This is a genomic window from Streptomyces sp. NPDC004561 (genome assembly GCF_053602155.1).
Genome location: NZ_JBSGDB010000060.1, coordinates 10,402 through 28,210, shown reverse-complemented (window position 1 = coordinate 28,210; position 17,809 = coordinate 10,402). Strand labels below are relative to the sequence as shown.

At 70.3% G+C, this 17,809-nt stretch carries 19 protein-coding genes; 5 read left to right on the top strand and 14 right to left on the bottom strand.

Annotation, left to right across the window (positions count from 1 at the left end; translation table 11 throughout):
- The coding region (locus ACWEN3_RS11345; protein WP_452968615.1) for an SDR family oxidoreductase at positions 1 to 738 on the bottom strand (738 nt) is incomplete at its 3' end.
- A 178-nt stretch (positions 739 to 916) separates the two neighbouring features.
- On the opposite strand from ACWEN3_RS11345, the gene ACWEN3_RS11340 reads away from it, so the two are divergent.
- Positions 917 to 1,450 carry a TetR/AcrR family transcriptional regulator gene (locus ACWEN3_RS11340; RefSeq protein ID WP_452968613.1) on the top strand — a complete coding sequence of 178 codons (534 nt, stop codon included), beginning with the start codon at positions 917 to 919 and terminating at the stop codon, positions 1,448 to 1,450.
- A gap of 165 nt (positions 1,451 to 1,615) precedes the next feature.
- Positions 1,616 to 2,059 carry a MarR family winged helix-turn-helix transcriptional regulator gene (locus ACWEN3_RS11335; RefSeq protein ID WP_452968610.1) on the top strand — a complete coding sequence of 148 codons (444 nt, stop codon included), beginning with the start codon at positions 1,616 to 1,618 and terminating at the stop codon, positions 2,057 to 2,059.
- Positions 2,060 to 2,065: 6 nt separating this feature from the next.
- Here ACWEN3_RS11335 and ACWEN3_RS11330 read toward each other — a convergent pair whose 3' ends face one another.
- Positions 2,066 to 2,947 (bottom strand): DMT family transporter, encoded by an 882-nt coding sequence (locus ACWEN3_RS11330; protein ID WP_452968607.1) that lies wholly within the window; start codon positions 2,945 to 2,947, stop codon positions 2,066 to 2,068.
- 216 nt (positions 2,948 to 3,163) lie between these two features.
- On the opposite strand from ACWEN3_RS11330, the gene ACWEN3_RS11325 reads away from it, so the two are divergent.
- Entirely contained in the window at positions 3,164 to 3,583 is a 420-nt protein-coding gene (locus ACWEN3_RS11325; protein ID WP_452968604.1) for a CBS domain-containing protein, read from the top strand.
- A 76-nt stretch (positions 3,584 to 3,659) separates the two neighbouring features.
- On the opposite strand, the gene ACWEN3_RS11320 is transcribed toward ACWEN3_RS11325, so the two are convergent.
- The 8 genes from ACWEN3_RS11320 to ACWEN3_RS11285 form a co-directional block, all read right to left on the bottom strand.
- Complete coding sequence (locus ACWEN3_RS11320) at positions 3,660 to 5,408, bottom strand: carbohydrate binding domain-containing protein (RefSeq protein WP_452968602.1); 1,749 nt, start codon at positions 5,406 to 5,408, stop codon at positions 3,660 to 3,662.
- A 182-nt stretch (positions 5,409 to 5,590) separates the two neighbouring features.
- Positions 5,591 to 6,217, bottom strand: a complete 627-nt coding sequence (locus tag ACWEN3_RS11315) for a hypothetical protein (protein WP_452968599.1) — start codon at positions 6,215 to 6,217, stop codon at positions 5,591 to 5,593.
- A 102-nt stretch (positions 6,218 to 6,319) separates the two neighbouring features.
- On the bottom strand, positions 6,320 to 7,033 hold the full coding sequence (locus ACWEN3_RS11310; RefSeq protein ID WP_452968617.1) for a YqjF family protein: 714 nt from the start codon (positions 7,031 to 7,033) through the stop codon (positions 6,320 to 6,322).
- Positions 7,034 to 7,178: 145 nt separating this feature from the next.
- Positions 7,179 to 7,460 carry a hypothetical protein gene (locus ACWEN3_RS11305; RefSeq protein WP_452968597.1) on the bottom strand — a complete coding sequence of 94 codons (282 nt, stop codon included), beginning with the start codon at positions 7,458 to 7,460 and terminating at the stop codon, positions 7,179 to 7,181.
- A gap of 177 nt (positions 7,461 to 7,637) precedes the next feature.
- A complete protein-coding gene (locus ACWEN3_RS11300; RefSeq protein WP_452968594.1) occupies positions 7,638 to 8,453 on the bottom strand; it encodes an ABC transporter permease in 816 nt (271 codons plus the stop codon).
- A 12-nt stretch (positions 8,454 to 8,465) separates the two neighbouring features.
- Positions 8,466 to 9,359: an ABC transporter permease gene (locus tag ACWEN3_RS11295; RefSeq protein ID WP_452968591.1), complete on the bottom strand. Its 894-nt coding sequence runs from the start codon at positions 9,357 to 9,359 to the stop codon at positions 8,466 to 8,468.
- A gap of 3 nt (positions 9,360 to 9,362) precedes the next feature.
- Positions 9,363 to 10,559, bottom strand: a complete 1,197-nt coding sequence (locus ACWEN3_RS11290; protein ID WP_452968588.1) for an ABC transporter substrate-binding protein — start codon at positions 10,557 to 10,559, stop codon at positions 9,363 to 9,365.
- A gap of 39 nt (positions 10,560 to 10,598) precedes the next feature.
- Positions 10,599 to 11,630, bottom strand: coding sequence for an ABC transporter ATP-binding protein (locus ACWEN3_RS11285; RefSeq protein ID WP_452968586.1), 1,032 nt, complete (start codon positions 11,628 to 11,630; stop codon positions 10,599 to 10,601).
- A gap of 110 nt (positions 11,631 to 11,740) precedes the next feature.
- On the opposite strand from ACWEN3_RS11285, the gene ACWEN3_RS11280 reads away from it, so the two are divergent.
- Both ACWEN3_RS11280 and ACWEN3_RS11275 read left to right on the top strand, forming a co-directional pair.
- Positions 11,741 to 12,481, top strand: a complete 741-nt coding sequence (locus ACWEN3_RS11280; RefSeq protein WP_452968583.1) for a FadR/GntR family transcriptional regulator — start codon at positions 11,741 to 11,743, stop codon at positions 12,479 to 12,481.
- Positions 12,482 to 12,518: 37 nt separating this feature from the next.
- The gene (locus ACWEN3_RS11275) at positions 12,519 to 13,280 is read left to right on the top strand and encodes a cache domain-containing protein (protein ID WP_452968580.1); all 762 of its coding nucleotides are present in this window, start codon (positions 12,519 to 12,521) and stop codon (positions 13,278 to 13,280) included.
- Between the two features lie 27 nt (positions 13,281 to 13,307).
- On the opposite strand, the gene ACWEN3_RS11270 is transcribed toward ACWEN3_RS11275, so the two are convergent.
- From ACWEN3_RS11270 to ACWEN3_RS11255, 4 genes are all read right to left on the bottom strand, one after another.
- On the bottom strand, positions 13,308 to 13,916 hold the full coding sequence (locus ACWEN3_RS11270; RefSeq protein ID WP_452968577.1) for a flavin reductase family protein: 609 nt from the start codon (positions 13,914 to 13,916) through the stop codon (positions 13,308 to 13,310).
- Positions 13,917 to 14,418: 502 nt separating this feature from the next.
- Complete coding sequence (locus ACWEN3_RS11265; protein WP_452968574.1) at positions 14,419 to 15,441, bottom strand: alpha/beta hydrolase; 1,023 nt, start codon at positions 15,439 to 15,441, stop codon at positions 14,419 to 14,421.
- Between the two features lie 29 nt (positions 15,442 to 15,470).
- A complete protein-coding gene (locus ACWEN3_RS11260; RefSeq protein WP_452968571.1) occupies positions 15,471 to 15,605 on the bottom strand; it encodes a hypothetical protein in 135 nt (44 codons plus the stop codon).
- Positions 15,606 to 16,968: 1,363 nt separating this feature from the next.
- Positions 16,969 to 17,655, bottom strand: a complete 687-nt coding sequence (locus tag ACWEN3_RS11255) for a GntR family transcriptional regulator (RefSeq protein WP_452968569.1) — start codon at positions 17,653 to 17,655, stop codon at positions 16,969 to 16,971.
- Between the last annotated feature and the right edge of the window lie 154 nt (positions 17,656 to 17,809).

The following is a 17,809-nucleotide window of genomic DNA, read 5'->3' as shown; positions in this document are numbered from 1 at the left end:
GACCGCCTGCTCCTCGGGCGTGGGTTCGCCGAGGATCGCGAGGGTGCCGTCGGCCACGGCGGCGGGCATGAACCGGACCATCTGGGCGTGGGCCTCCTCGCGGGACTGCTCCACGAAGGCCACCGGCTCGCCCAGCGCCCCCGCGACGGCCGCGGCGCGCTGCCGGGGCGTGGTCGCCTCGGGGCCGGTCAGGGTGTAGGTGGCGCCGTCGTGCCCGTCCGCACGCAGGACGGCCGCGGCGACCGCCGCGACATCGGCCGGGTCCACGAACGGCAGCGCCACGTCGGCGAAGGGCGCCGCCGCGGTGCGATGCCGGCGGACCGGTTCCGCCCAGGCGAGCGCGTTGGACGCCAGACCGCCGGAGCGCAGGACGGTGAACGGCAGCCCCGAACCCGCCACGGCCGCCTCGAAGTCCGCCGCGTGCGTGTACGTCTCCGGCCGGGTGCCCACGCCCTGTGAGGACAGCAGCACCACCTTGCCGACCCCGGCCGCGACGGCCTGGCGCAGAATGCCGCCCGGATCCTCGCCCGCCACCAGCAGGAACAGGGCCTTGGCCCCCTCCAGGGCGGGCGCCAGACTCTCCGGCCGCCCGAGGTCGGCGGCCACGGCCCGCACGCCCGCCGGAACGTCCGCGTCCCCGATGCGCCGAGCCACGGCGGTCACGGCCTCTCCCTGTCCGAGCAACTCGGCGACCAGCGCCCGTCCGACGTTTCCGGTGGCACCCGTGACAACGATCATGTCAGCTCCCCGATGTGAGTTAGTTGACTAACTAAGTCGAGACGTTAGCGCGCTCCCGTGGCCCGTGTCTATCCTTAGTCAGGTGACTGACTCAGAAGCCGCGTCGACCGGGACCCCGCGCTCCGGACGGCCGGGCGTGTCCGGCCGGGGTGGCCGAGGTGACAAGCGTGGGCGCCTGGTGAGGGCCGCCGTCCAGGTCTTCCACGAGCGGGGCGTGGAGAGGACCACCCTCGGGGACATCGCCGGCGCGGCCGAGGTCCCGCTCGGCAACGTCTACTACTACTTCAAGACCAAGGACCAGCTGGTCGAGGCGGCGGTGGACGCCCACTGCGAGCAACTCACCGCCCTCACCGATCAGTTGGACGCGCTCCCGGACCCGGCCGAGCGGCTCAGGGCGCTGATCGCCGGGTGGGTCGAGCAGCGCGAGACCGCGGCCCGTTTCGGCTGCCCGTTCGGCACCCTCGCCACCGAACTCGACAAGCGCGACGACGGCCTTGATCTGGCCGCGGCGAAGGTCATGCGGGCCCTGCTCGACTGGGTCGAGTCCCAGTTCGCCCAGCTCGGCCGTGCCGACGCCCGCGCCCTGGCCGTCGAACTCGTCGCCGCCTACCAGGGCATGTCCGTCCTCACCAACACCCTGCGCGACCCGGGCCTGATGGCCGACCAGGGGGAACGCCTGCGGACCTGGATCGACACGATCGCCGGCGCGTGACCGGCCGGGGCCCCCGTCGGCCATGTGCAGGTACCCGGCGGTGACCACCTCTGGGTCGGGCTCGCGGAGGAGGAAATCGCGCGCTGCTTCATCCGGACGGCCGGGTTCGTCGCGCGCTGCCGCGCCGGAGGATAATCCGCGGGGAAGCCGACCCTCCGAGGAGCCATGAGCCGTCGCGCCGCCAACCTGCCCAAGCTGCTGTCCGAGGCCCGCCGCTGGTTCGAGGACGCCCTGTTCGCCAGCATGGAGGCCGCGGGCGAGCAGCCGGTGACGACGGCGCAGGCGTCCGTCTTCGCCCGGCTCGACGCCGGGGGCACCACCGTCTCCGAGCTGGCCCGCCGGATCGGGGTGACCCGGCAGACGGCCCACCAGGCGGTGCACGGACTGATCGGAATGGGTCTGCTGGAGCAGGTGCCCGACCCGGAGTCCGCCCGCCGGCGCCTGATCCGTATGACCCCCGAGGGTGAGCGGGTGCATGCGCGGGCGCAGGCCACGATCAGGGTGGTAGAGGCGGTGCTGGTGGAGCGCATCGGCCCCGAGCCGGTCCGTGTGCTGCGGGACGCCCTCACGTCCGACTGGGGGGAGCCGCCGCTGGTCGCCGCTCCCTGAGCGGCCTCAGGTGGAGACGCCCTGCTCCTCGGCCCGCACCGGTACGACGTGGATGTGCTGGACGGCCCGGCTCAGGACCAGCACCCCGATGACGATCAGCAGCGCCCCGCACACCTCCGGAACGAGCCACCAGCCCGTGCGGATCCGCTCATGGAACAGGGTGATGCCCAGGGCGAGGCTCACCACCGCGTCACCGATGGTCAGGGCCGGCTGGGCCGCGGCCAGCGGGCCGGCCTGGAGCGAGTTCTCCAGCAGGAGCACGGCGGCCACACCGGCGAGCGCGAAGCCGTACGTCTGCCACGATCGCAGGAACGCCAGGAAGCCGTGGTCGGCGAACGTGCCCGTCGCCGACTTCAGCAGCGCGGCGGTCAGGGCGTTGCCCGTCGCGGAGGCCGCCGCCAGCAGTGCGGCGCGCCGGGCCGGAGGGCGGCCGCGGCCGGCCAGCAGGACGGCGGCGATCATGCCGCCGACGCACAGGCACAGGGCCGGGATCCAGCGCGTGAGCGGCGCGTTGTCGAGCGCTCCGTGCGGTGCGGCCGCGATGAGCAGGACGGCCAGACCCGCCACACAACCGGCGACGCCCCACCACCCCGAGGAGGGCAGCCGCCGGTGCATGAGCGGAGCGGCGACGAGCAGCGCGAAGGGCAGTTCCAGGATGAACAGCGGCTGGACCAGTGCGAGCGGGCCGTTGACCAGGGCCAGGCTCTGGAACAGCGCGGCGCACATCACGCCGGCCATGCCGATCATCCAGAAGGGCCGGTGCACCAGTTCCGCGAGCAGCCGGAAGCCGCCGCGGCTGCTGGTGGACGCGGCCCGGCGCTGGAACGCGGTGCCCACGGCGTTGCTCGCCGCGCCCGCGACGCCGAACACCGCGGCCAGTTCGATCACGACCGTCTCTCCTGCCTGCGGGCACGTCTCCCGGAGGAGCTTCGGGTCCTTTCAGCCTACGAAAGTGAGCCGCGTACCGCGGGGAGCGGACACCAGGCGGGCGGGCCGGGCGCGCCGTGGCTTGTTCTCGCTCTTGTCGGGCGGAGGACGCATTGCGGCGCGCGCGGGGTATCCGACTGGCGAGTCGGTCGGGCGTGGGACGGCGAGGAGGACGGCATGGCGCAGGAGGTGCGCGAGATCATGACCGGCAACCCGGTCGCGGTGGCGCCGGAGACCCCGGTCTGCGAGGTCGCCGCCCGGATGCGCGACGAGGACATCGGCGCGGTTCTGGTCTGCTCCGGGGAGCGGCTGCGCGGGCTGGTCACCGACCGGGACCTGACCGTGCGGATACTCGCCGACGGCGGGGACGTGACCGCGCGGACGGTCGCCGAGGCGTGCAGCAGCGAGCTGGTCACCGTGGCCCCGGACGACGACGTCGACCGGGCCGTGCAGCTCATGCGGGGCAAGGCGCTGCGCCGGCTGCCGGTCGTCGACGACGGGCGGGTGGTCGGGATCGTCGCCCTCGGCGATGTCGCCGTGGAGCGCGACCCCGAGTCGACGCTGGGCCACATCAGCGCGGCCGGACCCACCCGCTGACCACTGGACCGGCGCCCGGACGCGCCGCGTGCCGGACCCGCCCGGTGAGCGCGGGCGGGCCGGCCGCGGGGGCGGGTCAGGAGAGGGTCAGGTCGTCCGCGTAGACCGCGCCCTGTCCGTACCAGCCGTGGACGTACACGGTGACCGTGCCGGAGGAACCGGTGGTGAAGGGCACCGTCAGCTTCGACCAGGACGAGGACGAGGCCCAGGTGCTGGCCGTCGCGCCGCCGCTGACCCCGAGGTAGGCGTACGGGCCCTGCACCCAGCCGCTCAGCGTGTACGACGTGTTTGGCTTCAGGGTGAGGGTCTGCGTGCACTGGCCGGTCTGCGAGGAGGACGGCGCGGTCTTCAGGGCGTGGGTGCCGCCGTGCACGGGCGAGGAGACCACCGTGGCCCCGCTGTCGCAGGTCCAGGGCGTGAGCGACCCGCTCTCGAAGCCGCCGTTGCCCAGCGCCGCCGTGCCGCCGGCCCCGTTCACGGTCAGGGTGAGCGTGGCGCTGTGCCGGGTCGAGCCCGCCGTCCCGGTGACGGTCAGGGTGTAGGTGCCCGGAGTCGTGGAGCTCGCGGCCTTCAGGGTGAGCGTCGAGGTGCCGCCGGCGGTGACCGAGGCGGGGCTGAGGGTGGTTGTCACGCCGGTGGGCGCGCCGCTCACCGCCAGGTCGACGGACTGCGCGCCGCCCGAGGTCACCGATGTCCTCACCGTGGCCGTCGCCGAACCGCCGGGGTCGACGGAGGCGCCGGTGGGGGAGAGGGAGACGGAGAAGTCGTTGGCCGGCGGGGTCGTCGTACCGCCCGTGAAGGGCTCGAAGGTGTGGGAGAAGTACCAGGTGTCCTGGGCGATCCCGGAGCAGGTGTCCGAGGCGGCGGAGCCGGGGCAGCTGCCGTTGTCGCGCTGGAGGGCCCAGAAGGAGAGGGTGCTGATGCCCTTCGACACCGCCCAGTTGTAGACCGTCGTGGCGTCGGCGGTGGTGAAGGTCTCCGCCGGACCGTAGTCGTCCACGCCCGGCATCTCGGTGACGCCGATCATGTTCCACAGTTGGGTGTCGGACAGGTTCGGGTACAGCGAGGCCAGTTGGCCGTGCAGCCCGCTCGCCGCCGTCTCGGTGTCGGTGGCCATGTGGTGCGTCGCGCCGTCGTAGTAGTCGAACGTCATCAGGTTGACGACGTCCACCTTGGCGCCCGCGGTCTTCGCGCTGCGCAGGACGTTGAGCCCACTGTCGGCGAGGCCGGTCGTGGTGGTCGGCAGGGTGTACGAGAACTGCACCGAGCGCCCGTTGGCGGCGGCCCAGTCCTGGACCTTCTTGATCGCCTGGTTGCGGCGGTCGATGCCGGCCTGGTTCGTGAGGGAGTTGTCCTCGACGTCCATGTCGAGCCGCGAGACGTCGTAGGTGGTGATGATCTTCTCGTAGGCCGCGGCGATGGAGTTCACGTCGGTGCAGCTGTCGGCGATCTCGGTGCCGCCGTTGTCGGCGGCGTATCCGCCGAGCGAGGGGATGACGTCGCCGCCGCGTGCGCGCATGGTGGTGAAGTCGGCGCCGAACACGGAGGAGTTCACGGGCGTGCCGGTGTTGCCGTTCCAGTACGGCGTGCAGGAGCCCTTGTTCTCGGTCTGCAGGAAGGCCATGGTCAGGTACCTGGCGCCGGAGGACTGGGCGAGCGCGGCGGGGCTGTCGCCGTTGTAGGCCTCGAAGTAGGGCGCGAAGACGTGCGCGGGCAGCGGAGTCGCCGCCTGCGCGGTGCCCCCGAACCCCAGGGCGAGCCCTGCGGACGCGGCCAGCGTGGCCACGCCGGTGAGCAGGGCGCGTACGGATCTCGGACGTGTCATCGGGTACTCCCGGATAGCGAACGACAGGCGATCGAGCGGGGATGTCGCACGGTGGGGCCCGGCCGGGGCTATTGGTCTAGGCCATGATTGGTCTGGACCAAACGCCGGTCAAGGTGTGGGAGTAGCCTTTTGCGTGTTCATGGGAGTCAACTGGCGGGCGTGTTCAGCTACCTGAGCAAGCGTCAGGTTGCAGAGGCGACCGTGGTCGTCACGCGGACGAGGCTGGGCGTACGGGGCGTCGAGCCGAAGCCGAACCGTACGGGCGGCTCGACCGTGGTGAGGGAGCCCAGGTCCCGGCCCTCGTGGACGGCGGTCGCCGCGGTGATCAGGCGCAGGTCGCGCGCGCCGTACCACTCGTACCGGCCACCGCCGGCCGTCCCCCGGGTGCGCACGCCCAGCAGCAGACGGGCGGGCCGATCCGTCACCGCCGTCCAGAAGGCGCTCGTGGCCAGAGCCCGTGGAACCGCCCGCAGCAGGAATCCCGCGAGGCTGCGACGGCCGACGGTGAAGCGCAGGTCGAGCACGGGATCGGCGACCACGGACCACTGGTCGCCGACGATCCGCACCCGGAGGGGTACGACCCGCACCTCGTCGAAGGCGTAGGTTCCGGCGACGAAGTCCGCCACCCGGCGGGTCGGGGCCAGCAGCAGACGGTGGCCGTCGGCCCGTTCGAGCATCACGTCGCTGAACGGCCCGAAGGGCGAGCGGGGCCAGTGGCCGAGCACCAGACGGGTCCCGGACGTCGTCCCGACCCCGGCGATCCACCCGTCGAAGCGGAGCCGGGAGGAGCCCTTCACGGTTCGGCTCATCCGCCCGCGCCGGCCCGGTGAAGCGGCGGGCCGAGCCGGCACCGGACCGGAATCCGGCCTCCGGACACCGGGATCACGCCTGACCCCCGCCCGACCTGGGGATCACCACGGCCTCGCGCCGTCGCCCGCCGGGGAGACGCGCGACGGCCGCACCGGGCGTGAAATGCCCAGCCGCACCTTGTGGACCCCGTCCGAGAAGTGCGCGAGCGGCTCGGCAGAGGGCGGGGGCAGGCCCACCGTCCGGGTGAGGGACTCCTCGACGGCCTCGACGCCGGCCTCGCGCAACGGCCAGGGCGCGTGCTCGACGGGCGTCTCCCAGAGGGCGCCGCAACTCCGGGTGAAGACCCGCCACCGCGACGTCAGCCACACGTCCCGGCGGGTCGGCGTGACCTGCGCGTCAGGACGCACGGCCAGGCGGTATCCGGGCCCACGGCCCCACCGGGCACCGGTGTAGGTCAGGACACCCCGGCGTCGCGACGAGCCGAGGCGTCCCTGGTGGTAAGGGAACCCCAGCGCGCGGGCCGCCAGCATCACGGGGCAGCCCACCTCGATGGACAGGAACCACAGGCCGTCCCGGCCGTCCCGGCCGCGCACATACGTCCGCAGGTTGGTCTCGAGGAAGGCGGGCAGGGCGGCGGGGAACCCCGGCGGGCGCACGCCGGCCATCACGAACGTCGTGAGGCTCACCCACGCCGACCCCTCGTACGTGTCCACGACCAGGCTCTCCGGCAGCAGGCGCTGCACCTGGTCGGGGGAGTAGGCCCAGTGCACGAACGCCTGGCTCACCCAGTCGGCCCGCAGCGCCGGAACGTGCACACGCTGCTCCGGTCCATACGACACCACGCGCACCGACTCCCCCGGCGCCCACTCCCGAAACCCACCGTGCCACTTCGTCATCGCGTCCATGACGCCGTGGATCACCGTTCGCGCCGTCCCACGCGGCCCCCGTCCCGTGACCCGGCTAGGTGGCGCGGGCGCCCCCGCCGCGGCGGATGCGGCCGAGCAGGTCCCGGTGGTACGCGGCCAGCGCCCCGGCGGGCACCGGGGCGGGGCAGCCGGCGAGGGTGTACCAGCGGTCGCCGTCGAAGTGCTGGACGGCGACCCGCACCGTGCGCCCGTCGGGCTGGAGGATCGTCGCGACCGTGAGGTCACCGGTGATGACGCCGACCTCGTCGGTCATGGCCCCGCCGGGTCCCGCGGTGACCCGGTCCACGTACTGGTCGATGCTGGGAGGGTTGTTCATGAGGCGCAGGTTTCCATCGATCAGGGCCGCCCGCCGCGCACTGCGCGGGTGTCGCCCGCGCATGTACCCGTCCGGGGCGTGTCACCGCGTTCCCCACCGGACCGCCGGCGCGCTCCCCAGCGGGAACCGTCCCGGTGCCGGGCCCGGAGCACCGCGTTCGGCCTCCCGCTCGCCCGGTCAGACCCGGCTCGACGTCGCCGTGTCCGCCGACAGCCGCTGGGCCGCGTAGATCGGGAGCACCGAGAGCAGCACGAGGACCGCGGCCACCACGTTCACCACCGGCGCCTGCTGCGGCCGCGTCATGTTGTTGAAGATCCAGATCGGCAGGGTCTCGATGCCGGGGCCCGCGGTGAAGGTCGTGACCACGATCTCGTCGAAGGACAGCGCGAAGGCGAGCAGTCCGCCGGCCAGCAGCGCGGAGCGGACCAGTGGGAAGGTGACGTCCGCGAAGGCGCGGAAGCTGGTCGCACCGAGGTCCATGGCCGCCTCCTCGTACGAGGCCGCCGTCCGCCGCAGCCGGGCCACGACGTTGTTGAACACCACGACGATGCAGAACGTGGCGTGCCCGACGATCACGGTGAACAGCCCGAGGCCCACGCCGAGCGGTTCCAGGACCGTGCCGAAGGCCGAGTTGAGGGCGATGCCCGTGACGATGCCGGGCAGCGCGATCGGCAGGACCACGACGAACGACACCGTGCCGCGGCCGAAGAAGCGGTGTCTGGCCACGGCGAACGCGACGAGGGTGCCCAGGAGCAGTGCGATCGCGGTGGCCCCCAGCCCCGCCTTCACCGACACCCACACGGCCGCACGGGCGCCGGAGTTGTGCAGCGCCACCGACCACCAGTGCCCGGTCAGCCCCGGAGGCGGCCAGCTCGCGCTGCGGTCGGGGTTGAGGGAGTTGACGAGGACGAGCAGCAGCGGGACGTAGATCACCGCGAAACCGAGCCCGGCGCCGATGCGCAGGGCGATGCGCGCGGTGCGGCTGAGATGCATGGCGCTCTTCTCCTACAGGCTGTTCAGGGCACCCGTACGGCGGATCGCCAGCAGGTACAGGACGATCACGACCACGGGGACGGTGCCGAGCGCGGCGGCCATGGGCAGGTTGAGTTCGATGTTGGAGTACACGAGGTTGCCGATCAGCTGCGTCTTGCCGCCGACGATCTGCACGGTGATGTAGTCGCCGAGGCTGAGCGAGAAGGTGAACACCGAGCCCGCGGCGACCGAAGGCAGCACCATCGGCAGGACAACCGAGCGGAAGGTGAGCCCCGCGCGGGCCCCGAGGTCCGCCGACGCGTCCAGGAGGTTCGCCGGGAGCTGTTCGAGCGCCGTGTGGATCGGCAGGATCATGTACGGAAGCCAGAGGTAGGTCAGGGTGAGCACGGTGGCCGGCAGTCCGAACCCGGGACCGCTCAGCCCGAAGGGGGCGAGCATCCAGTCGGCGAGCCCGCCCTCGGCGAGGATGAGCCGCCAGGCGTACACCTTGACCAGGTAGCTTGCCCACAGCGGGGTCAGGATCGCCACCACCAGCAGCGGACGCCACCGCGGCCCGGCCACGCGTGCGGTGTAGAAGGCGACCGGGAACGCGATCACCGCGCACAGCACGGTCACCGCCAGCGCCACGCCCACGCTGCGCAGGATCACCTGGCGGAAGACCGGGGCGGTCAGCAGCTCGTGGAAGTTGTCCGTCGACCAGATCCGCACCACCTGCGAGGTGAAGGAGTTCGTCGTCCAGAAGGCGGAGACGAACAGCACCACCAGCGAACCGAGGTAGAGGACGGTCAGCCACAGCAGCGGGGCCGTGAGCAGCAGGGTCAGCCGCAGCCGGGGCCGGCGGTGCAGCGTTCCGGCGAGCCGCCGGACGGTTCCCCGTCCGGCGGCGGTCGTCGCGTCGGTCGTCACGGCTCAGCCCTTGATCTCGGTCCAGGCCTGCACCCACTTGGCGTACGGCACGCACTTCACGTCCGTGCGGCCGTCCAGGCACTGCTCGATGGGCGTGTTCCAGAAGGCGATCCGCTTCCAGTAGTTCTCGTCGGCGGCGTGGTAGACCGTGCAGAAGTTCTTGTCACTGGTCTCGGCGCAGGCCTTGGAGTTGGCGGGGGCCTCCCCGAAGTACTCGGCGACCTCGGCGTTGACCTTGGGGGAGACGATCCAGTTCAGCCATTTGTAGGCGCAGTTGGGGTGCTTGGCCTTGCTGGAGACCATCCAGGTGTCCGACCAGCCCGTCGAACCCTCCTTCGGGATCAGCGATTTGACCTTGGCGCCCTCGGAGGCGGCGAGGCTGGCGATGACCTGCCAGGTGGTCCCGACCACGGAGTCGCCGCTCTTGAAGGCGGAGACCTCCTTGAGGTAGTCGCCCCAGTACTCGCCCACGTCCGCGTTCTGCCGCTTCAGCAGTGCCACGGCCGCGTCGAACTGCTTCTGGTCCAGCGCGTAGGGATCCTTGATCTTCAGCTCCGGCTTGGTGGCCTTGAGGTAGAGGGCCGCGTCGGCGATGTAGATCGGCGAGTCGTACGCCGTGACATGACCCTTGTACTTCGAGGCGCCGTCGAAGACCGCCGACCAGGAGGTGGGCGCGGGGTTCACCTTGTCGGTGTTGTACATCAGCAGGTTGGCGCCCCGGCCGTGCGGGATGCCGTACATCTGGCCCTTCACCGAGTTCCAGGCGCCGTTCTTCAGCCCGCTGAAGACGTCCTTGTAGTTGGGCACCAGGCCGGTGTTGACGGGAGCGGCGTCACCGGAGGCGATCAGGCGCAGGGAGGCGTCACCGGAGGCGGAGACGGCGTCGTACTCGCCGGTCTTCATCAGCTTGACCATCTCGTCCGAGCTGGCGGCGACCTTGGAGTGGACCTGGCACCCTGTCTGCTTCTCGAAGTCGCCGACCCAGTTCACCTTCGGGTCGTTGGATCCGTCCTCGACATAGCCGGCCCAGGCGACGAGATTGACCTGGCCCTCGGTCCTGCCCAGCTTCGTCGGGGCCTTGAGGTCCGGCGGGTTGAGGCCGGTGGCGGAGGAGCCGCCGGAGCCGGAGGAGCCGCAGGCGGCGGCGAGCAGCAGTGTGGCGGCGCAGGCCGCGACGCGCAGGGTACGGGTGGGACGCACGACGTTCTCCATGGGGGCGCGGAAGAGGGAAGGGGCAGGTCAGGAGGGCAGCGGGACGGCGTGCCCGCGGTGCCACCGCAGGCGGACCCGGGTGCCGCGGTAGGCGGCGACGTCCTCGGAGGAGGTGTCCAGGTTCTGCTGCACCGCGGTGAGCCGGCCGCCGCCGTCGAGGTCGACGAGGAAGCGGGTGGCGTCGCCGAGGTAGACGACCTCGGCGACGGTGCCGGTCGCGGTGGCGTGTGCCGGCACGTCCGCCTCGGCGGACTCCTTCAGGATGCGGATCTTCTCCGGACGGATGTTGTACGTGCCCGGAGTGCCGACGATCCGGTGGGCCACCTCTCCGTCGAGCAGGTTGGAGGTGCCGACGAAGGAGGCGACGAAGGAGGTCGCCGGGCGCTCGTAGATCTCCGCGGGCGTGCCGACCTGGGCTATGCGGCCCTGGTCGAAGACGGCGATCCGGTCGCTCATCGTCAGGGCCTCCTCCTGGTCGTGGGTGACGAACACGAAGGTGATGCCCACCTCCCGCTGGATCGCCTTGAGTTCGACCTGCATCTGCTCGCGCAGCTTCAGGTCGAGGGCGCCGAGCGGCTCGTCGAGGAGCAGGACGCGGGGCCTGCCGACGAGCGCGCGGGCGAGCGCGACCCGCTGGCGCTGCCCGCCGGAGAGCTGGGCGGGCCGCCGCTGGCCGTAGCCCTCGAGGCGTACCTCGGCGAGCGCCTTGCGGGCGCGGACCAGGCGTTCGGCCTTGGCCACCTTGCGGACCCTCAGTCCGTACGCCACGTTCTGTTCCACCGTCATGTGCGGAAAGAGGGCGTAGTCCTGGAAGACGGTGTGCACGTCCCGCTCGAACGGGGCGAGGCCGGTGACCTCCTGTCCGGCGAGTTCGATCCGGCCCTGGTCGGGTGTCTCGAACCCGGCGACGAGCCGCAGGACCGTCGTCTTGCCGGAGCCGGACGGACCGAGCATCGAGAAGAACTCCCCGTCCCGGATCTCCAGGTCGACACCGGCCACGGCGGTCGTCTCGCCGAACGACTTCCGCAGGTCCTGCAGCCGGATCGCAATTCCCTCCATACGGGAACCTTTCTGGCGCGATGTACGTTGACCGTAAACATATGAAGTCATAGTTCAAAGCTCAAGAGCCCCTTAGGGTAAAGCTTGAGTCAACGCACGAGGTGGTGGCCGTGAGGCAGTACGAGATCGAGGGCGGCGCACGAAAAGCCGTCTTCAGCCCGGTGGACAGCCGGGCCCGCGTGGACGCGGTCGCCCGCCGCATAGGCGACGCCATCGAACTGGGCCTGCTCGCCGACGGCGAGCAACTCCCCGGCGAGACCGAGCTGGCCGGACAGCTGGGCGTCTCCACGGTCACCCTGCGCGAGGCGCTCATGGCCCTTCGGCAGCAGGGTCTGGTCACCACCCGCCGGGGCCGCGGCGGAGGCAGCTTCGTCTCCCTTCCCGAGGTCCCCGCCGACGACCGCCTCAGGGCCCGGCTGCGCGGCTGGAGCACCGAGGAACTGCGCGACCTGGGCGACCACTGGGCCGCCCTGTCCGGGGCGGCCGCCCGCCTCGCCGCCCAGCGCACCGAACCCGAGGACCTCCACCAACTCCGCCGCACCGCCGAGGAACTTGCCGGGGCCGAGGACGCGCCGGCCCGCAGCCGCCTGTACGGCCGCTTCCACGTCGAACTCGCCGCCGCCGCCCAGTCGGCCCGGCTCACCCGCGAACAGGTCGCCCTGCAGAGCGAGGTGGGCGCGCTGCTGTGCCTCGTCCTGACCGACGACGCATATCGTGAAGAAGTTGCGGACCGTCACCACGCCGTGATCTCCGCCGTGCAAGATGGGGCCCACGAAACGGCCGGCACGCTGGCCGAGCGGTGCGTCAGGGAGTCGACGGCGCGGCTCGTCGCCGTACGCCTCACCCTCTGACCGCGCCGCGTCCGGTTCCCGTCCGCTGGAGGACACCATGGGCGTCAGCTCCGGGCTCGCCACCCTCGACACGGAAGCGGAGCTGTGGGTGGCCGCGCAGGTCGGCGGAGCACTGGAGGCGGTCTTCGGCACGGTCGCCGCCACCCGCGCCGACACGGCGGCCCTGCTCGACCGGGTGGCCGCCGAGGGCCGCCGGCCCGCCAGCGCCGACCTCGCCGCCCTGCGCCCCGGCCTGCATGTGCGCCTCACCCGCGAGGAACTGGTCTCCGGCGTCGGTTTCGTCGCCGCCCCCGGACTGCTCGCGGACGTGCCCGCCTGGCTGGAGTGGTGGCAGTCCGGCGCCGACGGCGACGTACGCCCGCTGCTCCTCGACCTCGATCCCGGCCACTCGGCGTACTCGGACTACACGCACTGGGACTGGTTCGCCCTGCCCCGCGACACCGGGCGCCGGGCCGTGGCCGGACCGTACGTCGACTACCTCTGCTCCGACGAGTACAGCCTCACGCTGTCCGAACCGGTGCGGATCCAGGGGCGGTTCGCGGGAGTGGCCGCCGCCGACGTGTATCTGCGGCACTTCGAGGCGGCCGTCCTCCCGCTGCTGCGGCGCCTTGCCCGGCCCGCCCGTCTGGTGAACGCCCGCGGCCGGGTCGCCGCCTCCGCCGACCCCGCCCACCTGGCCGGCTCGCTCACCAAGGGCCCGGACTTCGGCGAGGTGCTCGCCGAGGCGAGGCCCGCCGTCCACGACGGCATGCGCATGGTGCCGTGCCAGGGGATCCCTCTGGTGCTCGTCCTGGCGTGACCCGCTTCTGCCTCAGGGGCGCGGGGATCAGTCGCGGGGGAGGTCCCGGTACGGGACGCGGACCATCTCGTGCACCTCGCCGAGCGTGCCCCACTCGTTCCCGCCCAGGCGGGACAGGGGCCGCAGCAGCCGGATGTCGGGCCGGCCGTCCACCAGGACGTCCTCGTGCACGGCGGCGTGCACGACCCGGCCGAACACCACCGTCGAGTCGCCTAGCCGCAGTGTCGAGTGCAGCGTGCACTCCAGGGCGACCGGGGACGCGGCCACGCGCGGCGGCTTCACCCGCAGCGAGGACTCCCGCTCGATGCCCACGGCGTCGAACTCCCCCTCGTCCCGGGGAAAGTCCGTCGATGTCGCGTTGATCTGCGAAAAGAGCGGCTCGGGGGCGAAGTTCACGACGAACTCGCCGGTCGCCTCGACGTTGCGCAGCGAGTCCTTGCGGCCCACGGAGGTGAACTGCACCACGGGCGGGTCGGTGCAGGCGACGGTGAAGAAGGAGTGCGGTGCGAGGTTCGGCACAAAACCGTCCGCGCTGACCGTGGACACCCAAGCGATCGGCCGCGGCACCACCACCGAGGTGAGCAGCTGGTAGAAGTCGCGGGTGGGCATGTTCTCAGGAGCGAAGTCAACGCGCATGCCTGAAAGTATCCAGGTCAGCACGTAGGCGGCGAATCGTAGCCCCGGATCGCGGCACCGCCGAGCCCCTGGTTCCGACGGAAAGTGCCCGATGCCGGCACGCGCGAGCCCTGGAGCACCACCGTCATGACCCAACCGATCCCTCCGCTCGTCTCTTTGTTCGACTGGGAGGACTTCGAGGGCCTCGAAGGGGGCGTGGACCGCCGACAGGAGGATGCCGAGGACACACGCTGTCGTCTGGTTGGGGACCGTTCGCAAAGATCTACAAGGAGAACGACACCTCGGCGTTCAAGAGGATCGACATCGTTGAACACACCCGACGACCGGTGGTCGGCGCCACCGGCTGCCGGATGAACCTCGTCAACGACAGCGACCGCCACATGGGCCGCATGATGTGCGTATTGCCGCCGCCCTCCGCCACACCGGCCGCTCACCTGACGAACACGGACAGATCTCGATCACGCAATGCCCCTGCCTTACAGCCCCCCGACCGCTCCGGGAACTACTTGAGGTGGCCGTCGAACCAGCCGATGAGCTTGTCGGGGTGCTGTCCGAAGTAGTTGTAGGCGTAGAAGCGCTGGTTGGAGCCCTCGATCCAGAACAGCTCTTTGTCCTCCGCGCCGATCGCATCGAAAATCTCGGTGCCGTCCTGCTCGGCGTCGATCAGGAAGTCGTGGCGCAGTTGGGCCATGAGGGTGGGCACCGTGACCGAGTGGGCGTACAACTGGGGGGATTCGTCGTCCAGACGCATGCCGCACAGGTCGGCCAGCTTCGTGGCCAGCGCCTCGCGTGCCGTGTCCGGGTCGAGACCGATGTTCTTGGCACCCTGCTCGATGAACGTCTTGCCGGACACCGTGTTGAGGACCAGCAGGGCCTGGACACCGCCGAACTCCTCGGGCCAGAAGTTCATCGCGACGATCGTGGAGTTGGCTCCCATGCACCGGCTGTAGAGGCCGAGCTTCATCGCTGCCAGGTTGTCCTGGCTGCGGACGTAACGCAGCGAACCGACGACGTCGCGGGCCTCGATCAGTCCGAGCCCGCTGGTGACGCCGTTGGCGTCGCTGCTCAGGCCGTGGTTGCGAAGGTCGTAGGTGAGGATGTTGTAGCCGGCGTCGTGCAGGAAACGCAGTTCGGTCAGGAAGTCGACCTCGAAGCCACCGAACACACCGAGCTCGGTGTGCCACGGCTCAAGTTGCCCTGGGAATCCGTACCGATTGCAGGTCATCGGGTGGTTGACCACGAGAAGGCGGTCCGAACCTTCGGCGGGGATGTACCAGGCCTCGAGTGCAACCCCGTCCTTGGAGGGGAATTGCACCTCTTCGTAATCCATCCCCACATCTGTCGGGCGCTTGAGCACCGAAGTGCGCGCACCATGCGCGAACATCTGCGCGTACTGATCCACCAGACCCTGCAGCTTCTCGTCATCGGTGCCCGTGGGCTGCGGCAAAGTGGACAGGTCACGGTCGTGCTGACCGAGGTCGATGTCGACATCGATCTGCTCGCCCTTGTTGTTGAACGCAATCACGGCTTCTTCTCCTTGCTCCGGTCTGGGTTCTATTCGGAGATGACTTCGAGGATGTTGCGCCATACGGGTTCGGTCGACATGGTCTCGGCGTAGGGGCTGTCGGCGTACTTGCTGCGGAACGATGCGTCGACCGCCGCGTCGGTGTCCTCATCCTCGGCCGACACCGATCCGGTCGCCGACCGGGACTCACCAGATGTTGTTCACTGGTTTCGGGGTGCTGTCGTCTGGTAGCGCGACAGCGACGGAGAAGCACTCCTCGCCGTTGATGCGGTCCAGTTCGTCCTCGGACCAGGTTGCCATCGTGATGCTCCTCTCCAATGTTGTTGATGGTCGAAGGGGCCTTGGTTGGTGCCAGGGCCGACGTGACCGTTCCTTTCCGAAGGACTCGATGCCCTCGCAATGAAGGCTGCACTCGTCGTGCAGGTCATCCACAGCCACCTTCACCCACTGTTTTTCTCACTGCAAGCCCTACTGCCAGGCCCCATAAAAGGGGTTCTGAGGGAAGCTGTCTGGGCCATGCCGGGACCCCTAGCCATGCACGGTCATGGGCGCAAAGAACTCCGAAGCGGGTGACTTCCTGCGCAGTAGACGCGGCAAGTTCGAGCGTGCCGACGCCGGACCTCTCAGCTGGTTCCCAGGCCGACGGGTCTTCCCGACGGGCGATCTTGAGGTGTGATCAACGCGCGGCTACAGAATCTCTGAATCCCTTCGGGAATTCATGACAGAGTATGGGTCTCGAATTTTAGTATCCGAGGCGTCCGGCAGTTGGCGGGTCGCATTCTTTCTGGTCTCCGGCGAAATCGTCGCGACGTATTTATCGGTCGCTGATTGCGGAGAATGAGGAGAGGCTGGATCGCGAACTCTGTCCGATTGGGCTGTCGGCCAGCGGGAACCTGCCCGCATCCGAATGGTGAACCACTCCCGGACCAGCGGGAGTTCCCGCACGGTCGCGGCGCCACAGGGCCATGTCCAGAGTGTCGAGAACGAGCTTGACCCCGTAGACGCTGAAGTTGTCCGTGGGGACGCGGCTGATGTGCATCTTCAGCTCGGCGTCGCGGACTGTCCGGGTGCTGGGGGTGCGGTTCTTGGCCGCGTAGTAGGTGCTCGTAGCTCACCGTTGTCCATGGGGCCAACCGGCCGGCCTGGTGTGTCACAGGACCGCGGGAAGTTGACTGTGACACGAACGTGGCGCCGTCCGCTGAGCTCCGTCGCTGATCGACGCTGTCACCGCAGGACACCGCAGGACACCGCATTGAGCGACGCAGGGCGGACGGCACGTCCGCGTGCCCGGGCGCCCACGGTGATCGAGACGAGAGCGAGCCACTTCGAACTGGTCCTCGCTCAGGCGGAACTACCTGGCCAGGCTTCAGCAGCAGGCAGATGGCGTGCTCCGTCACTGACCCCGGGACCAAGGATGTCGCGGACGCGGTTCGCTCCGCTTACCGTCTGCCGCGCGTACGACCGACGCTCGCCGTGACAGGCGAGTGCCGGAGGGTGTGCCCGCGCCGGAAACCGGGCGTCCTGGAATCAGGACGCCGTTTTTTCCTCTTTCCAGAGTCCGCGCTCTTCGAGCGTCTCGATGAGGTGGTCGGCGCTGTCGAGGATGTGCTGTTCCATCAGGGACCGGGCCATGCGTGAGCTGCGCCTGCGGAGGGCTTCGAGGATGAGGGGGTGTTCCTCGCGGGTGGCGGCGGCCCGGCCCTCGATGGAGAGGTAGAAGCGGTTGGGCAGTTGCTTGACGACCGAGCGGAGCAGCAGGGCGAGACGAGGGGAGTCGGCCGCGAGGTTGATCTGGCGGTGGAAGGCGTGGCCGTACTCGACCATGTCGTCCTCGTCGCCGGCCTCGATGGCCTCTTCCTGCTGCTTGGCGATGGTTTCGAGTCCGGCGAGCTGCTCGCTGGTGATCTTCTTGGCGGCCCGGGCGGCCAGTTCGCCGCCCAGCTGGGCCTGGACCCAGAACAGGTCGCGTACGTCCTGCTTCGAGAAGGAGGTCACGACGAAGCCGCGGCGGGGGACCAGCTCGATGAAGCCCTCGCTGCTCAGGGAGAGCAGGCCTTCCCGGACGGGCGTGTTGCTGACGCCGACCGCTTCGGCGATGGGTTCCATACGCAGGAACTCGCCAGGCTGGACCTTCCCGGAGATGATCAGCTCACGGACGTAGCTCGCCACCTCTTCGGACAGCTGCTGCCGCTTTGAGTTGCGGTCGCGCGTCATGAATGCCTCGTTCCCCATCGAGTCCCCAGCCGGTCTGGAATAGAAAGCATCATATAGCTTCCGCGTTCGCGGCGACCCTGAGCGGCGGAAACGGCTCCGTGCGCGAGAGCGACAAGGCGGGGTTGGCCCCGCGCATCCGACCCCACCCCCCGGG

Coding starts and splice junctions, on each gene's coding strand:
- ACWEN3_RS11335 (WP_452968610.1), top strand. CDS start 1,616: ATGAGCCGTCGCGCCGCCAACCTGCCCAAGCTGCTGTCCGAGGCCCGC.
- ACWEN3_RS11325 (WP_452968604.1), top strand. CDS start 3,164: ATGGCGCAGGAGGTGCGCGAGATCATGACCGGCAACCCGGTCGCGGTG.
- ACWEN3_RS11320 (WP_452968602.1), bottom strand. CDS start 5,408: ATGACACGTCCGAGATCCGTACGCGCCCTGCTCACCGGCGTGGCCACG.
- ACWEN3_RS11315 (WP_452968599.1), bottom strand. CDS start 6,217: ATGAGCCGAACCGTGAAGGGCTCCTCCCGGCTCCGCTTCGACGGGTGG.
- ACWEN3_RS11305 (WP_452968597.1), bottom strand. CDS start 7,460: ATGAACAACCCTCCCAGCATCGACCAGTACGTGGACCGGGTCACCGCG.
- ACWEN3_RS11300 (WP_452968594.1), bottom strand. CDS start 8,453: ATGCATCTCAGCCGCACCGCGCGCATCGCCCTGCGCATCGGCGCCGGG.
- ACWEN3_RS11285 (WP_452968586.1), bottom strand. CDS start 11,630: ATGGAGGGAATTGCGATCCGGCTGCAGGACCTGCGGAAGTCGTTCGGC.
- ACWEN3_RS11275 (WP_452968580.1), top strand. CDS start 12,519: ATGGGCGTCAGCTCCGGGCTCGCCACCCTCGACACGGAAGCGGAGCTG.
- ACWEN3_RS11270 (WP_452968577.1), bottom strand. CDS start 13,916: ATGCGCGTTGACTTCGCTCCTGAGAACATGCCCACCCGCGACTTCTAC.
- ACWEN3_RS11255 (WP_452968569.1), bottom strand. CDS start 17,655: ATGACGCGCGACCGCAACTCAAAGCGGCAGCAGCTGTCCGAAGAGGTG.